At 33.4% G+C, this 19846-nt stretch carries 19 protein-coding genes and 2 pseudogenes; 18 read left to right on the forward strand and 3 right to left on the reverse strand.

From position 1 onward, the window contains the following. The first annotated feature begins 17 nt into the window (after positions 1-17). The 12 genes and pseudogenes from LQU93_RS03900 to LQU93_RS03955 all read left to right on the forward strand — a co-directional run. Positions 18-269, forward strand: coding sequence for a YlxR family protein (locus LQU93_RS03900; protein WP_229932580.1), 252 nt, complete (start codon positions 18-20; stop codon positions 267-269). Beyond that, on the forward strand, positions 256-2889 hold the full coding sequence (gene infB / locus LQU93_RS03905) for a translation initiation factor IF-2 (protein ID WP_229932581.1): 2634 nt from the start codon (positions 256-258) through the stop codon (positions 2887-2889). Before LQU93_RS03900 ends, infB begins: the two co-directional genes overlap by 14 nt. Further along, positions 2886-3251 (forward strand): 30S ribosome-binding factor RbfA, encoded by a 366-nt coding sequence (rbfA, locus tag LQU93_RS03910; protein ID WP_229932582.1) that lies wholly within the window; start codon positions 2886-2888, stop codon positions 3249-3251. The genes infB and rbfA overlap by 4 nt, the downstream gene beginning before the upstream one ends. Further along, entirely contained in the window at positions 3244-3660 is a 417-nt protein-coding gene (rimP, locus tag LQU93_RS03915) for a ribosome maturation factor RimP (protein WP_229932583.1), read from the forward strand. The genes rbfA and rimP overlap by 8 nt, the downstream gene beginning before the upstream one ends. Continuing rightward, positions 3660-5312, forward strand: coding sequence for a formate--tetrahydrofolate ligase (locus tag LQU93_RS03920; RefSeq protein WP_229932584.1), 1653 nt, complete (start codon positions 3660-3662; stop codon positions 5310-5312). The genes rimP and LQU93_RS03920 overlap by 1 nt, the downstream gene beginning before the upstream one ends. A gap of 155 nt (positions 5313-5467) precedes the next feature. Continuing rightward, complete coding sequence (locus LQU93_RS03925) at positions 5468-5752, forward strand: DUF362 domain-containing protein (RefSeq protein ID WP_229932585.1); 285 nt, start codon at positions 5468-5470, stop codon at positions 5750-5752. A gap of 88 nt (positions 5753-5840) precedes the next feature. Further along, positions 5841-6254 (forward strand): nucleoside-diphosphate kinase, encoded by a 414-nt coding sequence (gene ndk / locus LQU93_RS03930; protein WP_229932586.1) that lies wholly within the window; start codon positions 5841-5843, stop codon positions 6252-6254. Positions 6255-6266: 12 nt separating this feature from the next. Further along, entirely contained in the window at positions 6267-6635 is a 369-nt protein-coding gene (locus tag LQU93_RS03935) for a DUF177 domain-containing protein (protein WP_229932587.1), read from the forward strand. Positions 6636-6646: 11 nt separating this feature from the next. Next, positions 6647-6793: a 50S ribosomal protein L32 gene (gene rpmF, locus LQU93_RS03940; RefSeq protein ID WP_229932588.1), complete on the forward strand. Its 147-nt coding sequence runs from the start codon at positions 6647-6649 to the stop codon at positions 6791-6793. Position 6794: 1 nt separating this feature from the next. Continuing rightward, positions 6795-7790: a phosphate acyltransferase PlsX gene (gene plsX, locus LQU93_RS03945; RefSeq protein WP_229932589.1), complete on the forward strand. Its 996-nt coding sequence runs from the start codon at positions 6795-6797 to the stop codon at positions 7788-7790. Next, the gene (locus LQU93_RS03950) at positions 7783-8790 is read left to right on the forward strand and encodes a beta-ketoacyl-ACP synthase III (RefSeq protein WP_229932590.1); all 1008 of its coding nucleotides are present in this window, start codon (positions 7783-7785) and stop codon (positions 8788-8790) included. Before plsX ends, LQU93_RS03950 begins: the two co-directional genes overlap by 8 nt. A gap of 383 nt (positions 8791-9173) precedes the next feature. Beyond that, a pseudogene (locus LQU93_RS03955) lies at positions 9174-9302 on the forward strand (IS1595 family transposase); the annotation flags it as partial. Between the two features lie 822 nt (positions 9303-10124). Here the strand turns inward: LQU93_RS03955 and lon are convergent. Next, positions 10125-12533 (reverse strand): endopeptidase La, encoded by a 2409-nt coding sequence (gene lon / locus LQU93_RS03960; RefSeq protein WP_229932591.1) that lies wholly within the window; start codon positions 12531-12533, stop codon positions 10125-10127. An 8-nt stretch (positions 12534-12541) separates the two neighbouring features. Then, positions 12542-13186: an outer membrane protein assembly factor BamD gene (locus tag LQU93_RS03965; RefSeq protein ID WP_229932592.1), complete on the reverse strand. Its 645-nt coding sequence runs from the start codon at positions 13184-13186 to the stop codon at positions 12542-12544. A gap of 129 nt (positions 13187-13315) precedes the next feature. Between LQU93_RS03965 and fliW the strand changes: the two genes are divergently transcribed. The 6 genes from fliW (at position 13316) to hpf (ending at position 19554) form a co-directional block, all read left to right on the forward strand. Beyond that, complete coding sequence (gene fliW, locus LQU93_RS03970) at positions 13316-13699, forward strand: flagellar assembly protein FliW (RefSeq protein ID WP_229932593.1); 384 nt, start codon at positions 13316-13318, stop codon at positions 13697-13699. Positions 13700-13786: 87 nt separating this feature from the next. Further along, positions 13787-16840 (forward strand): hypothetical protein, encoded by a 3054-nt coding sequence (locus LQU93_RS03975; RefSeq protein WP_229932594.1) that lies wholly within the window; start codon positions 13787-13789, stop codon positions 16838-16840. Next, the gene (locus tag LQU93_RS03980; RefSeq protein WP_229932595.1) at positions 16834-17502 is read left to right on the forward strand and encodes a type II secretion system protein; all 669 of its coding nucleotides are present in this window, start codon (positions 16834-16836) and stop codon (positions 17500-17502) included. Before LQU93_RS03975 ends, LQU93_RS03980 begins: the two co-directional genes overlap by 7 nt. After that, entirely contained in the window at positions 17493-18434 is a 942-nt protein-coding gene (locus tag LQU93_RS03985) for a prepilin-type N-terminal cleavage/methylation domain-containing protein (RefSeq protein ID WP_229932596.1), read from the forward strand. The genes LQU93_RS03980 and LQU93_RS03985 overlap by 10 nt, the downstream gene beginning before the upstream one ends. Beyond that, a complete protein-coding gene (locus LQU93_RS03990) occupies positions 18431-18859 on the forward strand; it encodes a hypothetical protein (RefSeq protein ID WP_229932597.1) in 429 nt (142 codons plus the stop codon). Before LQU93_RS03985 ends, LQU93_RS03990 begins: the two co-directional genes overlap by 4 nt. A gap of 167 nt (positions 18860-19026) precedes the next feature. Continuing rightward, positions 19027-19554 (forward strand): ribosome hibernation-promoting factor, HPF/YfiA family, encoded by a 528-nt coding sequence (gene hpf, locus LQU93_RS03995; protein WP_229932598.1) that lies wholly within the window; start codon positions 19027-19029, stop codon positions 19552-19554. A 215-nt stretch (positions 19555-19769) separates the two neighbouring features. On the opposite strand, the pseudogene LQU93_RS04000 reads toward hpf, so the two are convergent. Beyond that, a pseudogene (locus LQU93_RS04000) lies at positions 19770-19846 on the reverse strand (IS1595 family transposase); the annotation flags it as partial.

A 19846-nucleotide genomic window follows, 5' to 3' on the forward strand; every position in this document is an offset into this window, starting at 1 on the left:
AGAATAATAAAGATATAATGGCTAAAAATATTCCAATTAGAACATGCGTTTGTTGTAGAAATAAACTATCTCAAGCGTCACTTAATAGATTTCGATATATCAATCATGCTCTAGAATATGGCAAGGGCAAAGGCAGAAGCTTTTATCTATGTGATGATTGTATAAAAAAAGATGACAAAATACTAAAAAAGATACTTGATAAGCACACCAAGGGTGCAAATTTAAGTGTATCAAGTTTAAAGGAGAAATTCTTAGATGTCAAATGTTAAAATTTCAGATATTGCAGATGCCTCAGGCTATAAAAACAAAGAGGTGCTAGAAAAGGCACATGAGTTAGGTCTGAGCGTAAAAACGCATAATAGCACAGTGACTCCAGAAGAAGCGGATGCTATATATAAATACATTACTACAGGCGAGATACCTGAGAGTTTCGCAACAAAAAAAGAGCCAACTAAAAAAGAGAGTAAGACAAGAGCAAAATCAACAAAAAAAGATGAAATCAAAACAGAAAAAAAAGATACCAAAAAAGAATCAAAAAATGAAAAAAAAGATGATGATATAGCTCAAAAATCAAGAACACAAACAAAAGATGCAAAAACAGATAAACAAGATGTAGAAGTGATAGATAAGCCACAAGAAGTTGTTGCTCAAGATGTTAAAACAAAAGAAACCTTGGCGGACGTAGGTCTTCAAAAAAGACGAGGCTTGGTAATTGTCAAAAAGAAAAATGAAACTCAACAAGCTTCTGAAAAAACGGTAAATAAAACAGAAAGCATGGTACCAACTAGCCTAGAAAATATGTTTTCAAGTGCTGATAAAAATATTGTTCGCAAAAAGAAAAAAGATAAAAAGCAAACACAAGTCATAAAAAAAGATAATACTGAGAAAATGGACTTGTTGGGTGGGCTTGATTTTAGGGATATTGAGCTAGAAGATGAAAATGAAGTTGTCTTGCCAGATCTAACGTTTAAGGCACCAACGCCAACTGCATATACAAAGACTAAGCAACCAAACGCAATGCGAACAGCTGTAAATAATCAGGCAAATAACTTCTTAGAAGGTGGAATTCAAAGACGCTCACGCAAAAAGCATAAAAAACAAGAGCATAAACAAAATAGCGAAGAGGTCACATCTGTAAATATACCAAAAGAGATACGCGTGTATGAATTTGCTGAGAAATTAAATAAGCAACCAAGTGAGATTATAGGTAAATTATTTATGCTTGGCATGATGACTACTAAAAATGATTTTTTAGATGAAGATGCTATTGAAATTTTAGCCGATGAGTTTAATGTAGAGGTTAATATAATAGACACAGAGGCTGAGTTTGACTATGTAAAAGCATACGAGCAAGAACAAGAAGATGATGAGAATTTGGTTACAAGAGCTCCTGTTATAACCATCATGGGTCACGTAGATCACGGAAAAACATCTTTGCTTGATTATATTCGCAAATCACGCGTAGCAAGTGGCGAAGCTGGTGGTATCACACAACACGTCGGTGCATATATGGTAAATAAAAATGGAAAAAACATAACTTTTATAGATACCCCTGGACACGAAGCATTTACTGCAATGCGTGCTAGAGGTGCTGGTGTAACTGATATTGTAATTATCGTTGTTGCGGCAGATGATGGGGTAAAACCACAAACAAAAGAAGCTATATCTCATGCAAAAGCAGCTGGTGTGCCTATTATAATTGCTATAAATAAAATGGACAAAGAAGCCGCTAATCCTGATTTGGTAAAAACTGGATTAGCCGAGCTTGATATAATGCCTACTGAGTGGGGTGGACAGCATGAATTTGTGCCTATTTCGGCAAAGACTGGTATGGGTATAGATGATTTGCTAGAAATAGTTTTACTTCAGGCTGATTTGCTTGAGCTTAAAGCAAATCCAAAAGCAAATGCAAAAGCAACAGTTGTAGAAAGTAGCTTACAAAAAGGTCGTGGTGCAACTGCAACCATAATAGTTCAAAATGGGACGTTAAAAGTCGGCGATACTATAGTTGCAGGTGTGGCTCATGGTCGCTTAAGAAGCTTACTAGATGATCAAGGCAATACACTAAAATCAATCCGACCAGGAGAGTGTGGTGTGATAGTTGGACTAAGTGAGGTTCCAGAAGCTGGCGAGACGCTAATAAGCGTTAAAACAGACAAAGAAGCACGTGAGTATGCACAGAAAAAAGCTGAGTATCTGCGTCAAAAAGAGTTAAGTAAATCCACTAAAGTTAGCATTGATGAACTTAGTGCGAAGATCGCCGAAGGCGAGTTAAAAACTCTACCTGTTATAATCAAAGCTGATGTTCAAGGTTCGCTTGAGGCACTAAAAGTGAGCTTGGAAAAATTGGCAAACGATGAAATAAAAGTAAATATTATTCATTCAGGTATAGGTGGCATTACTCAAAGTGATATTGCACTAGCAACAGCAAGTAAAGATAGTATTATTCTTGGATTTAACATCCGTCCAACAGGCGAGATAAAAGAAAAAGCGAAAGAGAGTGGCGTAGAGATAAAAACCTATAACGTGATATACAATCTAATCGATGATGTAAAAGCAATTCTTGGTGGTATGATGTCGCCTATTATTAGAGAAGAACAGCTGGGTCAAGCAGTAGTTAGGCAGGTTATTAATGTGCCAAAAGTTGGGGCAATAGCTGGGTGTTTGGTAACCGATGGCACAATAAATAGGGGTGCAAAAATACGACTGATAAGAGATGGTGTGGTTGTTCATGAAGGCACTGTTAGCTCACTTAAACGTTTTAAAGATGATGTAAGAGAGGTTGCTAAAGGGTATGAGTGTGGTGTTGGTATAGATGGATATAACGATATACGCGAAAACGACTACATAGAAAGTTTTAAAGAGATAGAGGAACAAGTTAGTTTATGAATCAAAATGAGATTAAAAGACTAAGAACACAAAGTGTATTAAAAGAGCTTATACCAGAAGCTCTTGCCACACTTGAAGATGAGCTTTTAAAGGGGTTGTGTGTTACTGATGTAGAATGCAAAAAAGGAAGATATGATGCATTTGTTTATCTTGACAAGATGGCTTTTGATGAAAAAGAGCAAAACTACATACTCTCTCACTTAAAACGAATAACAAAACACTTGCAAAATCACTGTATGGCAGCCGAAGGTTGGTATAAAGCTCCAAATTTTCACTTTAAATTTGATGATAGATTAGAGTATCAAAATCGTATGGATAAACTGTTTGATAAAATTTCAAAGGAGTTAAGTAAAAATGGATAATTTAAATCAGCTTGTAAAAGAGTGTGATGTAGAACTCTATGATACAGAAATCGTAAATGAAAATTCACGCACAATCTATAGAGTGTATATTACAAAAAAAGGTGGTGTAAATTTGGATGATTGTGAAAGAGTAAGTAGATTGCTTTCTCCTATTTTTGATGTAACTCCGCCAGTTAGTGGAGAATATACATTAGAAGTCAGTAGCCCTGGAATTGAAAGAAGGCTAGAAAAACCAAAACACTATATATCAAGTATAGGAGAGTTAGTTAGGATAAATACAGCACTATTGTATGTAAGAGGGGAAATTTTATCGGCTGATGATAATTCTGTTACACTTAAAACTGAAGATGGAATTTTAACAATTGATTACATAAATATCAAAAAAGCAAAAACCTATTTGGAGTGGTGATGTTAAGTGATATACAAATAGCAAGACAGGCTAATTTAAAGCCTATTGCAGAGATAGCAAGAGATTTAGGGCTAAGCAATGATGATATAGAGCAGTATGGTAAATATAAAGCAAAAATTGAGCCAAAATTAACAAAATCAAACTCAAAGTTAATTCTTGTAACTGCAACAAATCCAACACCGTATGGAGAGGGCAAAACAACTACATCAATAGGCTTGGCTGATGCATTAAAATTGGCTGGCAAAAATGTATGTTTGGCACTTAGAGAGCCTAGTCTTGGACCAGTTTTTGGCATAAAAGGCGGAGCTGCTGGTGGCGGATACTCTCAAATTGCACCAATGGAGGATCTAAATCTACATTTTACAGGTGATTTTCATGCGATAACATCAGCAAATAACCTAATATCAGCCATAATTGATAATAGTTTATATCAAGATAATCCACTAGATATGCAAGAAATTTTATGGAAACGTTGCATGGATATGAATGATAGAGCGTTACGAAATATCACAATCGGTCAGGGAAGTAAATTTGATGGTATCGAGCGAAAAGATGGCTTTAATATCACAGCAGCAAGTGAAATTATGGCGATATTGTGTTTGGCGACTGATTTGAGTGATTTAAAACAACGTATAGCAAATATCACAGTGGCTTTAAATTCAAAAAAAGAGCCGGTATATGTGCGTGATTTAAAATGTGAAGATGCTGTTACAATCCTACTTAAAGATGCGATTAAGCCAAATCTTTTCCAAACTTTACAAAATACGCCTTGTTTAGTGCATGGAGGACCATTTGCTAATATCGCTCATGGTTGCAATTCAATAATCGCAACCAAAACAGCATTAAATTTAGCTGATTATGTGGTTACTGAGGCTGGTTTTGGCTCAGAGCTTGGTGCGGAAAAATTTATAGACATTAAGTGTAGAGTAGCGGATGTAAATCCTGATGCGGTCGTGCTGGTAAGCACTATTAGATCTATAAAATACAATGGTGGTGCAGACAAGGATAGTATAACAAAGCCTAATGAGCAAGCACTAAAGAGTGGAATAGCAAATTTAGGCGGACATATACGCAATCTAAAAGAGCAATTTAAATTAAATGTAGTAGTTGCACTTAATAAATTTAGTTTTGATACCGATGATGAAATAGCATATGTGCGTTGGTATTGCGATAGTCTTGGCGTAAAAGTAGCAGTTTGTGAAAATTTCGCAAAAGGTGGAGCTGGTGCAAGTGAATTAGCTACACATGTATTAGATGAATTAAATAATCCTGTAAAGCCAAATTTCACGTATGAAATGAGTGATGATATAAAAACAAAAATAGAGAAAATAGCAACTAAGATTTACGCAGCAGGAGAGGTTGTATTTGAAGATAGTGCATTAAAAATGCTAAATGAAATAAAAAGTCAAGCTTTAGATACCTTGCCTGTATGTATTGCTAAAACGCAATACAGCTTTAGCGATGATGCAAAATTGCTCGGAAGACCAGAAGGCTTTAAATTTGTAGTCAAAGATCTTGAGATAAGGACCGGAGCTGGTTTTATAGTTGCCATATGTGGTAAAATAATGCTTATGCCTGGACTTTCTCCAATTCCAGGTGCTTTGAATATGAGCATAGACACCCAAACCGGTATTATTAGTGGACTAGCATAAATTTATAGTAGCCATTTTTTGGCTACTACTTCTCAAATTTTAGTTAATATTTTTTAATTTTTTTTCATATTTTATCAAAATCGCTCGATTTTTTATATCAAATTTAGCTTATTTTTGATATTCTTAAATTCTATTTTATTACCAAAGGAGTAAAAATGGCAGTTAAAATTACAGATATTTGCATAAGCTGTGGCTCATGCATAGATGAGTGCCCAGTAGAGGCTATAGTGGATGATAGCACAAACCCAACTGGTGCTGATGCATACTATGTGTTTGCGGACAAATGTGTAGAGTGTGTAGGACATAATGATGAGCCAGCATGTGCTTCAGCCTGTCCAACCGATGGCTGTATTGTATGGGATGCTCCATATGCAGGTCAGCCATCACGCGACGATATAGGTGCAGATTTACGCAACGGAACTACTCCGGTTGTAGGCTAAAAATAGGCTCTTTGTGAGCCTATTTTGTTTTTTAAGATTTTTTTGCTATAATTTGCGACTTTAAAAACAAGCAAATTTAAGGGCAATTATGCAACAAACACTTTCTATTATCAAACCAGATGCGGTTAAAAAAAATGTAGTAGGCAAGATTATTGATAGATTTGAGTCAAATGGGCTTAGGATAGTCGCTTGTAAGAGATTGTGGTTAAGTAAGGCTGACGCGAAAGCTTTTTATGCTGTTCATAGTCAGAGGCCATTTTTTAATGACTTGGTTGATTTTATGGTAAGTGGTCCAGTTGTTGTAATGGTTTTAGAGGGCGAAAATGCAGTGCTTAAAAACCGAGAATTAATGGGAGCCACTAACCCAAAAGAAGCAGAAAAAGGCACCATTAGAGCTGATTTTGCAGATAGTATCGATGCAAATGCGGTTCATGGAAGCGATAGCATAGAAAATGCTAAAATTGAAATAGACTTTTTCTTTGCAAAAAGAGAAATTTGCTAAAGTTTTTAATTCATGAAAGTTCCTTTTGCTAAAATTTCAACTAACACTCTTGATTTTGATATAGAAAAGGATGGCTTGAAATTTCACGGAATTTTAAAAAGAAAAACTAACACATTGGTTTTATGTAATGCTAAAATTTTAGGCACTACGACACACATTTGTGATAGGTGTGGTATAGATATTAGGCTTACATTGAGCGAGAATGTTGATTTAATGTTGAGTGATGGCGTATACAAAGATTGTGAAAATGAACTTGGTGACGTTATTGAGTTTTTTGACGGATGTATTGATTTAAATGAAATTTTAATAAGTGAAGTAGAAGCTTACAATAGCGACTACTTTTATTGTGATAGCTGTAAAGATATTGATAAAAATTTATAAAGGAGAATAAAATGGCAGTACCTAAGCGAAGAGTGAGTCATGCACGTGCGGCAAAGCGTAGAACACACTATAAAGTGACACTTCCAGTACCAGTAAAAGATAAAGATGGTTCATGGAAAATGCCACATCGTATTAATAAAACAACAGGTGAATACTAATATGATACGCATTGCTGTTGATGCTATGGGTGGTGATTTTGGACCTGAGCCTATTGTAACTGGTGTTATAGAAGCGCTTAAAGAGTATAAATTTCACGCCGTATTGGTTGGCGATAGCAATGCAATTAAACACTATATTCCAAAACAATTTCTTACTTATGTATCTTTTTGTGAATCCAGTGAAGTTATATCCATGGAAGATGGTGCAACAGATGCTTTTAAGCGCAAAGAGTGCAGTATCTACAAGGCAACTGAACTACTAAGGAGCAAAGAAGTTGATGCAATAGTATCTGCTGGACACAGTGGAGCTACTATGAGTTTGGCGACTTTAAGAGTGGGCAGGATAGATGGAGTATTGCGTCCCGCTATAGCTACACTTATGCCAAATACAAACGATAGTTCAACTTTGGTGCTTGATGTTGGAGCGAACGTAGATTGCAAAGCAGAACATTTGTTTCAATTTGCAATAATGGGCGAGGCATATGCCAAAGAGGTATTAAATCGCAAACATCCAAAATTAGGTCTTTTGTCAAATGGAGAGGAAAAATCAAAGGGAAATGAAGTGAGTAAAGAAGCGTTTGCAATGGTGTCTAAACTACCAAGCTTCAAAGGCAATATTGAGGGTAATCATATTTTTGATGGAAGCATTGATGTCGTGGTTTGTGATGGTTTTATTGGCAATATCTTACTAAAAACAAGTGAGGGAGTGGCCGATGCGATAGGTAAAATCATCAAAAAGCATGTCAAAAAATCTCCATTTGCAATGGCTGGTTCGGTGCTTATGAATAAAGTTTTTAAACTACTTAAAAAACAAGTTAGCTATGATGAGTATGGCGGAGCTCCTTTGCTTGGTGTAAATGGCTGTGTTATAATAAGTCATGGAAAAAGCAATACAAAAGCTATTAAAAATGCGATATTTCAAGCTATAAATTTTGCAAATTCCAATATAAACAATACAATAAAGATAGAAATTTCAAAATATAAAACAAATGAATAAAGCTTCACTTATATCTATAGCCTCATATGTTCCGAGTAAAGTCTTAAGTAATTATGACTTAGAAAAGATAGTAGATACCAGCGATGAATGGATAACAAAACGCACAGGCATCAAAGAAAGACATATAGCTCAAAATGAAATAACAAGTGATTTAGGCACAAAAGCAGCCAGAGTGGCTATAAGACGTTCAGGGCTTAAAGAAAGTGAAATTGATGCTATTATTTGTGCTACGCTTAGCCCAGATCATTTTTGTATGCCGTCGACTGCAACAAAAATAGCTAAAAATTTAGAGTTAAATCCAGGTATAATGGCATTTGACATAAGTGCTGCTTGTACTGGTTTTATTTATTTGCTTGAATTAGCAAAATCATTAGTGCAAAGTGGTATTAAAAAAAATGTCTTGATTGTGGGTGCTGAAAAGGTAAGTTCTATTATTGACTATACGGATAGAAGCACTTGTATATTATTTGGCGATGGTGCTGGTGCTGGTGTTGTTAGTTTGAGTGATGAAAATGAGATTATAGACACACATACTGCAAGTGATGGCAGATATGGTGAGTTGCTAATTACTCCGGCTCCAGGTTCATTGTATCCAAGCTCTCAAGAAGTGCTTGACAAAAAGTTAAATTTTCTAAAAATGAGCGGAAATGAAGTCTTTAAAATTGCTGTTCAGACGCTTACAAAAGACGTTTTAGAAATAATGCAAAAAAATAAAATAGCGAGTGAAGAAATTGATCTTTTTATACCTCATCAGGCAAATTTACGCATAATAGAAGCGGTTAAGCAGCGTTTAGATTTTAAAGATGAACAATGCGTTGTAACTATACATAAATACGGCAATACAAGCTCTGCTTCAATACCAATGGCTATGAATGATGCTTATGAAGATGGTAGATTAAAAAATGGCTCATTAATACTTCTTGATGCGTTTGGTGGTGGATTTACTTGGGGTTCAGCACTATTAAAATTTGGTGGAAAAGATTTTAAAGATTTAGAATAAGATGCTAAATTTCATGTGTAATTATAAATAAAATCAATCAGAATTATAAAGAGTGATTTTTGATTATAAAATGACATTAGGTCAATTAAAATTCTTAGGCTATAAAAGCGAAATTTTGTATATTTGTTGATTTTTTAGACAATATAAATTTTATTGCAAACTATGTAAAGGCATTGTTGCTGTTTGCGAGTTATTTTAAAATTTTATTATCTTATGGCTTATTTTACAATTTCCAAAAATTCAAAAAAATATTTAATTAACTCTAAACTTAGTTGTATTTTAGTTGCAACTTTGCAATGATTTTTATTAATTTTGAAATCTCTACCTTGCCATACTTGTGAGCTACAAACAAAGATTTTTGTAAGTTTTAATTTAGATATTCTTTTAAATGTGCAAAAAGAGATAACTTTTTGTTATACTTAAAAGAGTGTGAGTTTAGATTTAAAAATCGCAAAAATCTCTATCAAATTTTATTAAAATTAATAAGAGAAAATAGGATTAAGTTAAATTGACATTATGATTTTATTATTTGCTTATTAAAGCAACAAACAAAGTGAAGTTAAAACAAGTATATTTATACTGTTTAAATTTTAAAAAGCTAATAAAATCAGTGAAATTTTAGAATTTAGTTTATGCAAAATTTTAAAGTAAATCTATGTATATACTACAGCTAGATAAAAGCCTATTAATAAATAAATTTCTTGTGCTTACACTCTTTAAGAAAGAGATAAAAAATAGCTTAAAAGAGTGTGTTTTGCTTACAGCTAAGGACAAAGTAAAAAAAGCATTGCAATAGCAACTCTTATAAAGTTTAAATTTTGCATAGGTTTTATATCTATAATTTTTGCTTTAAATGGCTTTATTTGTTTTGCTTCATGTTACATACAATATTTTTACGTAAGATTTGCTTGGTTTTTAATACTTATTTAAAATACAAAATAGTTTGTGCAAACTAACTTCTAAAATTTCACAAAATTCAAAGATTTTTGCACCTTTTGAATTAGCATGAAAATATTTAAAAATTTAGCAAAGATGCAATAAAGTTATTTTGATGCTAAGATTGCAATAAGTAAATAGTAAATCGTGTTGATGAGATTTAAAATTTTTAAGTTTCTACAAGCACGGACTTAAGTAAATAACAAATATTTCTTAAAAGGTTATAAGCGAAGCGAAGTGATTTAAGCTAAATGTAAATTTACTAAAATTAATTTGCAATTATCAAAACAAAACTGCATGTAAAATATGGTTAAGTTTTGTTTGATTGGTTTATTTTAAAAAGCATTTGTTGATTTTTTGTAAATTTAGACTAACAGAAGAGCTATTTGCTCTTCTTTTTACTTAATTAATGCATGTTTTAGCACGTCTTCTATGGTATCAACTGCGATTATTTTCATATCGTTTTTTACATCATCTGGTATATCTTTTAAATCACGATCGTAGTTTTTACGCGGAATTAGTGCTGTTTTTATCTCGGCTTTGTGTGCTGCAATAAGTTTTTCTTTCAAGCCGCCAATTGGTAACACTCTACCACTTAGCGTGATCTCGCCAGTCATCGCTACATCGTGACGCACTTTTATGTCAGTTAGTATCGAAGCAATCGCTGTTACCATCGTTATGCCAGCACTTGGGCCATCTTTTGGTGTTGCACCCTCTGGCACATGTAAGTGCAAGTCAAAGCGACGATAAACATCGCTAGGCTCAAGTTTTCGCTTGTCATCGTTAAATTTTGGCACGATAGTCATCGGAACTTTTATCTTTTTATTATCGATTAACACTTTAGCTACGCTAAAAGCGATTTGGGCTGACTCTTTCATCACATCACCAAGTTGTCCAGTGATTTGCATACTCCCTTTGCCTTGTATGCGGATAGCCTCAATTCGAAGCACGTCGCCACCTACACTTGTCCAAGCTAGTCCATTTACTTGACCAACCATATCTTTCTTGTCGGCTTGTTCTATCTCAAAAACCTTTTTTTCTAAAAATTCTTTTAAATTTTTAGTATTTACGTTTATCTTGCCTTTGTTTTCAAGCAAGATATTTTTAGCTACTTTTCTTAAAATATCAGCTATACGACGGCGTAAATTTCTCACTCCACTTTCGCGTGTGTATTCGGCGATTATGAGATTTATAGCGTCTTTGCTGATGCTTACATCGCTTGGTTTTAGTCCGTGTTTTTTAAGCTCTTGTGGGATTAGATACTTTTTGGCAATCTCAAATTTCTCTTGTGGGGTGTATGAGCTAAGCTGTATAAACTCCATCCTATCGCGAAGCGGAGCTGGTATCATGCTGACATCATTTGCTGTAGCTATAAAGACTACTTTGCTTAAATCGATATTAAAATTTAAGTAATAATCGCGGAATTTATTATTTTGTTCCGGATCTAAAATCTCAAGCAAAACAGCCGTCGGATCGCCTCTGTAGCTCCTGCCAACCTTATCAATCTCATCAAGCACTACAACTGGATTCATTTGCTTGGCTTCAATTAGCCCTTGCACGATTCTACCAGGCATCGCTCCGATGTAGGTGCGACGATGCCCACGAAGCTCATTTACATCCTCAAGCCCACCAAGTGCAATACGCACAAGCTCACGCTTTAAGGCTTTTGCGATAGAGTTTGCAAGGCTAGTTTTGCCAACGCCAGGAGGTCCAGCAAAGCACAAAATCGCACCGTTATTTACCTTTTCGCTAATACCACGAAGCTCTAAAAGCTCACGCAAAGCAAAATATTCTTCAATACGCTCTTTTGGCTTTTCAAGGCCGTGATGATCGGTGTTTAGGTGTTTGCTAACTTCAGCGATTGATGATTTTTTCTTTGCTATGTTTTCAAAAGGCACTTCAAGCACCCAGTCAAGATAGCTCTGGATAGTATTTGCATCGGCACTATCTGGATGCATACGACCTAGCTTGTCTATTTGTTTTTTTATCTCTTTTTGAGCATCTTCGCCCATAAATTTCTTTTTGTTTTCAAGCTTTTTGCGATACTCTTGTATCTCTTCGTCGCGACTTGTATCAGTGCCAAGTTCTGCTTGAATTTGTTTTAATTGCTCTTTTAAAAAATACTCTTTATTGTGCTTGTCTATCTTGGAATGAACTTTGTTTTTTATCTCTTTTTGTAGCTTGTTTGCCTCTATCTCTTCGATAATGTAATCAATCAGCTTTAAAAGTCTTTGTTCTAAATCTTCTTCGATAAAAAAGCTATAAGCTATCTGTTTTTTAAGACGCAACGCACTTGAGATAAGATCGCAAACCCTAACAGCCTCAACACTTTCTTCTATTGTACGCAATAAATCTGGCGTAAAATAGTGACTACTTGTGCTTAACTCACGTGCTTTTTCGCGTAAAACAGTCAATAAAGCATCTGTTTTGACGGGACTTGGACGCTTGATGTGTAGTGTATCTACAAGGGCTAGTAGTGGGCTTGTGTCTATTTTTTTTATTATTTTTGCTTTTTGTGTGCCTTGAAATAATATTTTAACTCTTCCATCAGGAAGTGGAATTTTACGCATGATGTTTCCAACAACACCAGCATCATAAACGCTATCAAAATCACGATTTCCGTCATTTTGCGGTTTTGTGGTAACAACTAACACCGGCGTTTCGTTTTGTAATGCCAAATCTAAAGCTCTTATGTTTTCATCATCGCTTAAAAAAAGTGGCGTTATCATAAACGGATATAAAAAAAGCTCATCTTCTACAATGACTGGAATTTCAGCTGGAAACAATCTAGTGTCATTTATTTGCATTATCTCTCCTATTCAAACATTTTTCTATACCATGGCAAATCAGGCTTTATAAGCTCAGCATCTTTTAGTGGGGATTTGCTTAATTTTTCTTCATATATTTCAGCCGAAACATCTTTGCCAGTGCGTCTATACAAATCAGCTATTTGCATATTTAAATGATATAGTGCGAGTTTGAATTTTATCAGCATTGTTTCAATCAAAGGTTTAAAATCGGTAAATGGATATGTATAAAGGAATTTTTCAATCTCATTTATGCTATCTTGCATGAGCTTTTGGTTGCGATTTGGTAAAACAAATGAATCAAAATTTGCCTTTATTTTAAGAAATTGTGCAAATTCTGTTTTTTTGCCATTATCTCCGTAACGCTTAATGTATTCATCTAAATAATAATTTGCCAACACATACTCTTCATCATCTGCATGAGCCTGTGCTAAAATTAGTAAAATTTGCTCTAAAAGTGGACTTGCAACATGCTCACTTGCCATTGATACGTAGTGTTTATCGGCTGATTCTAGATCACGTGCTTTTATATCTGCTATGATTTGTTCATACCATTCATCGGGTGTTAAATTGTATAGCTCCGTGTATTTTTCAGCACATCCGCTAAATAATAAGAACATAAAAGTTGCTAGTAAAATTTTAACTATTTTCATCGTCATTATCCTTTAAAGGTCAAAAATAAAGCATTATTTTACATTTTTTGCGATTATTTTAATATAAATTTATAAAATTTTATGCGAAACATGCTACAATAGCAACATTTTACCATTAGGAGAAACAGTATGATTTTTGAGGTTAAAAGTCCAATTTTAGGCTTTGAGCACATTAAAAAAATGGAGCTAATTGAACTTGATAAATTTTTCGTAAAACTAAAAAGTTTAGATGATAATACGTCATTTACCATGATAAATCCATACGCATTACGTAATTATGAGTTTGAAATTCCTACATACTATGAAGAACTAATGCAAATAAATGACAACTCAGAGCTAAGGGTTTATAATATACTAATTGTAGCACTTCCACTTGAAAAATCAAGTGTAAATTTTGTTGCTCCGATAGTGTGCAATATGACAAATATGACCTTATCTCAAGTTGTGTTGGATGTGGCAAAATATCCAGAATACGGACAGGCTGAAATAATAGAAAATTTTATACAAAAATAACTTTACTAAATAATAAAGATTTAATTTATGCGTATTTTTAGTTTAGTGTGTTGTTGTTTAATCAGTTTGTTTGCTATGGATGGTATTTTGATAAAATACTATGACAAAAGCGGCGAAGAGATATGCAACACTCAGACTAAAAATAGCTATACTACTCAAGACAGAAAGAGTGTTAGTGAAAGGCTTTTAAAATATAATAATTATTGCTACTATCAAAGCGATAATTTAGAAAACTATTGGCATAAAAACGCTCCTTCTTTGGCTACATTGCGTACTTCTCAGTTGGCTGGTTGTTCGGATGCATTTGTATCGTCAAAATCTAATCTTGATCCGATAGGATCGCCTTTGTTTATCGATCCAGATGATTGGGATAAGGCAAATTTTACTACTAGCATTACGTTAAATCAACAAAGAAGCATAAGTGTAGTCGTGCCAAAAACCAAAGATGACAAGTGCCCTACGACGTGTCCTTTGTCTGTTAATATAAAAGTTACGGATTATTACTATAACCGTCAGTATAATATTTTGGGTATTAACTGCGATAAAAATGCAAATTACAGCGACATAGCAGGCATAAAAGAGTCAAATTTTGGCACTAGCTATAATAATAGCAAAAAGGGTTTTTGTGAAATTCCATTGGGCACCTATGGCATTTATGACAAGCTTGATATAGAGATAGATTATAATGCCAAAGATACGCCAAAAGACGAGAGAGGTATTATACTAGCTTGGAAAAAATATGGATGCAATCTTGTGCCAATACCAGCAAATTATTATACATATAAAGAGCCAAGAGTGCAAAAAGAGTATAGGGTAGTAGATGAGGTCTATGCTAATATGGTTAAAAATAATAAAAAGGATATAAATTGGCTTTGGAGATCGCCAATTAGGACAAAAACAGCTGGAGTTAGCAATAGATTTTGCGTTGTTGCTAGCATAAAAAACAGCGACGGAAAACGAGAGCAAGTCTATCCAAATGAAGCTATAATTAGGTTTAACTATCAAGTGTTAAAAGGCGAACAAAGTCAAGTCGATGGTAAATATATTAGAAACAGAACAATAAGTTTTGGACAAAATGCAGCTTCTGGTTATGCAGATAGATTATATAGAATAAAAACAAATGAGCTATTTAATTGCTTTAGGCTTGGTAATAATATGGAGGACATGCTAACTCCAGATGCCTTTATACAAGTGTTTGAAACAATAAATCATGTTGTTCCAAGTGATGCTTACAATATCTCAAAAGGCACTAAAAATTCAGATAATTATGCTGTTGTTCCAGCGGCTTTTAGATTATATTTTAAAGAGCAAAAGACACAAGATTATGAAAATTTCATAAACAAAGAGATAAATCCTAGTTTTGAAATTTTAAAAGAAAGTAGCGATGATAATTCTACTAAATATAATCAAGACAAAGATACTTTGTATTTGCGAGCAGGTAGGACATACACTCCAAAAATTGATTTATTGCAAATAGATGAAAAAAACAAACGATATAAAAAAATACCAATTCACACAGGTGCTGTGATAAATTATGGAACATATACGTCGGTTTTAGGTAAATATTATAAAGAGTTTAATAAGCCATTTATGCTGCCATTAATAAACGACAAGGAGTGCGAATACCACGCTGATGCTCTTCCTAGTGCAAATGGTGTTAAATTTAATGTTATAGATAACATAGCAAACAACATACAAAATATTACTTATGATGACGTTATGAGATATGAAGTAAGCATACAAGATGACGACTGGACGCTTGTTGATCAGCCTTTAAAAAATCCAACCCAACAAGACAAAGAGTATATCAAAGAGTATGGCTATCAATGCAAGGGTATTGAGATTGCTGGATTACACGATGTGCCTTTTTATGATGAGAATTTAACGCATTGTCATATTAAGACTACAAGCCCACGATATATTGAGTTTATACCTGATAAATTTCAATTTGATTTTGATAAAGTAAGTAATCAAAACATGACAGACAAAAATGATTTTACCTACACCGGAGGATTAGACACGGATAAAAATATAAGCAAGATGTATGCTAGTGTAAATTTTGATGTAACAGCACTTAATCTAGCAAAGCAGCCGCTTAAGAATTTTACAAATGAGTGCTATGCTAGTGATTTATATCTAAAACTAAGTTACAATGATGATGTAAAAAGTATTTATCAAAGCAAAAAAGATCATTTTGCAAAAAATTTAAAATTAAAAGATGATATTAAATTTGTATCTGATTTAAATATTAGTTTTGATGAAAGAGCAGACACATATGATAGCCAAAAGCTTGTAAATTCTTATGTTTATCACGATAGTAACATACCAATAAAAATAAATAAAGAAAATTTTACAAAAGATATAAAAAATGTAAAAGTTGGCTTTAATTACAAAAAAGATGAGCTTTTGCCACATAATCCTTTTGTTGTTATTACGCCAGAATTTAATATAGACGAAGTTGGGCTTGGTTTGCAACACTATGTTATGAATTTTTACGATGAGTATCCTAAAAACAGCACTCAACTATACAAAGATCAGCATTTTTTCAAAGAGTATAAAGATATTTTTACAGATACTATAAACGCTAATGTTGCAACATTTTTATATGGCAATGTCCAAGCACCACTACATGTTGGGCCAGCGAATGCTGATGGTTTTGATGGCATGATTTATTATACATTTTATTGTAGTGATTGCAATATTTCAGCACTTCCTTCATATACGCTAAAAACATCTGTCCCATATCCTGGAAGTGGCACATGGTATATAAACACAGCTCATAACTTAATACGCGAAGGTCACTTTGATAACTATGAGTCGCAAATGGCTACAAATTTTACATATTATTTAGAAAGTATTGATGCAATTAAAAGCGGCAGACAAAAGGTAAAATTTCAAAATAACATCTCAGGACTTGATACGATATTGCTCGATTTAGAAAAATACGGCTTTTGGTTAAGATATGGCGCAAATAAATATAAAAATAAAATACAAGTTAAGTTTGAAGATCACAAATCTGGTGGTTGGGGCGGATATGGTTATGATATTGATGGATACAAAGATGGCAAAACACCAAATGTAATTATGCAGTTTCAAGAAGATAATGCAAAAACCAAAAAAAGCAAAAGAATACAATGGTGAGATTAAAATCAGCATTTAGTCTAATTGAGCTTGTCTTATCAATCATAATAATGGGAATTGTTAGTGTGTCTGTGCCGATGATTATTAAAATTTCATCAAAAGCTACGCAAGATGCTCTTGTGGCTGAGCCAATAACAAACGCAAAAATGATTATTGATTTAGTAAATAATGCTTCATTTGCATGCAAATATGTAGATGATATAAAAAGCTTTGGCATACCAAGATACATTTTAAAAAATGATGTTAGCGATTTAAATTATGAAGTAAATAATCAAAATGTCATTAGTAAAAATTTCTACACAAAATATAATATTGACGGAACAAATAGGCGAAAATTTGAATTAATATCTAATTTGCAACCAGTTGTTGATAGCTCATGTAATGATTCTGTAATGCAATACAACAACTACAGCAAAGAATTTAAAACAGCACAAGACGCAAATAGGGATTTTATACTAGATGCTGAGTATAAAATAAATGTAAAAGATACATTAAATTCTAATGTCTTAAGTCAAACTTGTATGAAGCTTGATAATGTTGAAAAGCATGATGTGAAAGTAATAAGGCTAAATGTTTCGTCATTTGGCAAAGAGATCTCTTTTTGTTCTATGGTATTTAATATAGGCGAAAGCCCAGAAGTAAAAGTATTAACATGGCAGTAAAAAAAGCATTTAGTTTAGTTGAACTCACAATAGTAATTGTTGTATTGGCTATAGTTTTTGGTATAAGCATAAATGCGTCTTTTAACATATATAAAAACTATATTCAAACGCAAACCTTTGAAAGAGTTTCGAGCGAGGCAGAAAGAGCACTTGATGTTCTTACTTTTTTCTTAAGTCAAAGAGCCAAACAAAGTGTAATAGCTAGAAAAGATAGTGAAAATTTTCTACCAATAGATGATGAGGGTGTAAATGATGGCTATGATACAATTGAATACGTAGCATATGATTTGGAGTTATTCAATGATGGTTTTTATAGTGCAATTGTAGATTTAAATGCAAGTTCGCACAATAATGGCTTAGTATCTCCTGGTAGTAAATTTCAGCAACTTATTGATTATTATTCATGGAATAGCAGCGGACCGTCAGATGACGAACAAGAGCTAGATGATGATGCTCAAGCAGATCAAGGCAAAGTGCAATTTGATAAAAATTTTGATGTTATAGCTGTATTTTCTGGAGTTAATTACTCGGTAAATGACTTTGGTTACAATGGAGCCAAGCCAAACATAACAAAAGTAAAATATAAAGATAACGAACGGCTACAATTAGAAAAACAAGGCGTTAAAGTATCTGAGTTTTATCATTTATCATATACTGCTCAAGCTATTAAAATCATAGACAATGAAACAACCGGGATAAATAAAGACACGGATTTGGTTATATATCATAATTATCGTCCATGGAATGGCGAAAATTACACGCAAGGCGAGATGGACATCATAGCTAGACATGTTAGCTCATTTAGGTTTAAGGCTCAAAACGGCTCTATAATGTTAAAAATATGCTTAAGAGACAATCAGGATGAATTTTATACTCTTGGCAAAAATAAAAATTTTGACTTTACTGTATGCAGAAGTAGGATTGTAATGTGAAAAAGCGTGGTTTTGGACTAATTATGGCAATCATTTTTGTGATGCTTGTTTCTAGTCTTGGCATACTTGGACTAAATCTAGCTACAAGCAAAACAACTACAACAGTAAATAGATATTTGCATACACAAGCTGAGATATATGCTAAAAATTTTACAGAATACGTCATATTAAGGACATTAAAGCATGATTATACACTTGGATGCTTAGATGATTTAAATGCAACAAATGAAATTTTTGGCTTTGGAGCGATACTAACTCATGTGGGAAATATAGGCTCTTGCAAAGGAAAAATTCAACTAAGCAACCCAAAAGATGGTGGGATTTTGATAATTGATGTGTTTGTATGGGCTTTAGATAATAATCAAGATGATGAGCCGATACAACATAATGTGAAATTTCACAAAAGAACTTTGCAAAAACTATAATCTTTCAAGTTTAAATTTTAATAAACGCAATTAAATACGAAATATTTTTAGCTTTTTATTGTTTGTTTGAATTTATTTTAATTTTGATTAAACAAAATCTGGCTTTTAATCATCTTTTTTCTGCTTTTGTGTTATAATAAACTCGACTTTTAAGCAAGGAGGATACTATGAATACAAGTATCGTAGGAAAACAATTTGAACTAACTGATGCCATTAAGAGCTATGTAGAAAATGCGTTTGATACGCTTAGTAAGTATCAGCTTGATATTATATCAGCAAGATGTGTGTTATCAGCAGACGAAAAGCAGGGCAAAAAGGGCTTTAGTGTAGAGTTTGCACTAAATTTAGCTCGTAAAAATACTATTGTGATAAGACAAAAAGATAAAGATTTGTATGCGGCTATAGATTTGACTGTGGAGCGTGCATCAAAAGTGTTAAGGCGTGAGCATGATAAAATGACAACAGTCAAAGGCAAGGCTGATGACAAAGCACAACGTCAGCAGATCGGAGAAGAGGCTGTTGAGGGTGTGGATGAGATTGTGCCTACCGAGCTTGAGCTTTATAAGCCACTTGAAATTGAAGAGGCACTAAATGAGCTTAAAAATAGTGATAGGCAATTTTATGTGTTTAATGACATAGACGCCAGAATGCGCGTGATATACAAAAGAACCGACGGCAAATTTGGACTATATTAATACAAAGGGGTTATATCCCCTTTGCTTTATGTATTTTTTATTAACTTATTAAAATTTTAAATCAGACAAGCAAAATGGGTTTTGCTGGGTTTAATAAATGCAGATTTTATCAACGACCTTATTAATCAAAGCTATTTTTAATTTTGATACTACAATAAAATAAATTAGGCTCAATTTAACCTAACCCTATTTTCTCTTATCAATTTTAATAAAATTTAATAGAGATTGTCATGGTTATTAAATCTAAATTCACACTCTTTTAAGTGTAACAAAAAGTTATCTCTTTTTACAC

The organism is Campylobacter majalis (assembly GCF_905120465.1).
Lineage (GTDB): Bacteria > Campylobacterota > Campylobacteria > Campylobacterales > Campylobacteraceae > Campylobacter_A > Campylobacter_A majalis.

Excerpts from the sequence above, each read along its gene's own strand:
- LQU93_RS03900 (WP_229932580.1), top strand. The coding sequence starts at position 18 with ATGGCTAAAAATATTCCAATTAGAACATGCGTTTGTTGTAGAAATAAA.
- infB (WP_229932581.1), top strand. The coding sequence starts at position 256 with ATGTCAAATGTTAAAATTTCAGATATTGCAGATGCCTCAGGCTATAAA.
- rbfA (WP_229932582.1), top strand. The coding sequence starts at position 2,886 with ATGAATCAAAATGAGATTAAAAGACTAAGAACACAAAGTGTATTAAAA.
- rimP (WP_229932583.1), top strand. The coding sequence starts at position 3,244 with ATGGATAATTTAAATCAGCTTGTAAAAGAGTGTGATGTAGAACTCTAT.
- LQU93_RS03920 (WP_229932584.1), top strand. The coding sequence starts at position 3,660 with ATGTTAAGTGATATACAAATAGCAAGACAGGCTAATTTAAAGCCTATT.
- LQU93_RS03925 (WP_229932585.1), top strand. The coding sequence starts at position 5,468 with ATGGCAGTTAAAATTACAGATATTTGCATAAGCTGTGGCTCATGCATA.
- ndk (WP_229932586.1), top strand. The coding sequence starts at position 5,841 with ATGCAACAAACACTTTCTATTATCAAACCAGATGCGGTTAAAAAAAAT.
- LQU93_RS03935 (WP_229932587.1), top strand. The coding sequence starts at position 6,267 with ATGAAAGTTCCTTTTGCTAAAATTTCAACTAACACTCTTGATTTTGAT.
- rpmF (WP_229932588.1), top strand. The coding sequence starts at position 6,647 with ATGGCAGTACCTAAGCGAAGAGTGAGTCATGCACGTGCGGCAAAGCGT.
- plsX (WP_229932589.1), top strand. The coding sequence starts at position 6,795 with ATGATACGCATTGCTGTTGATGCTATGGGTGGTGATTTTGGACCTGAG.
- LQU93_RS03950 (WP_229932590.1), top strand. The coding sequence starts at position 7,783 with ATGAATAAAGCTTCACTTATATCTATAGCCTCATATGTTCCGAGTAAA.
- lon (WP_229932591.1), bottom strand. The coding sequence starts at position 12,533 with ATGCAAATAAATGACACTAGATTGTTTCCAGCTGAAATTCCAGTCATT.
- LQU93_RS03965 (WP_229932592.1), bottom strand. The coding sequence starts at position 13,186 with ATGAAAATAGTTAAAATTTTACTAGCAACTTTTATGTTCTTATTATTT.
- fliW (WP_229932593.1), top strand. The coding sequence starts at position 13,316 with ATGATTTTTGAGGTTAAAAGTCCAATTTTAGGCTTTGAGCACATTAAA.
- LQU93_RS03980 (WP_229932595.1), top strand. The coding sequence starts at position 16,834 with ATGGTGAGATTAAAATCAGCATTTAGTCTAATTGAGCTTGTCTTATCA.
- LQU93_RS03985 (WP_229932596.1), top strand. The coding sequence starts at position 17,493 with ATGGCAGTAAAAAAAGCATTTAGTTTAGTTGAACTCACAATAGTAATT.
- hpf (WP_229932598.1), top strand. The coding sequence starts at position 19,027 with ATGAATACAAGTATCGTAGGAAAACAATTTGAACTAACTGATGCCATT.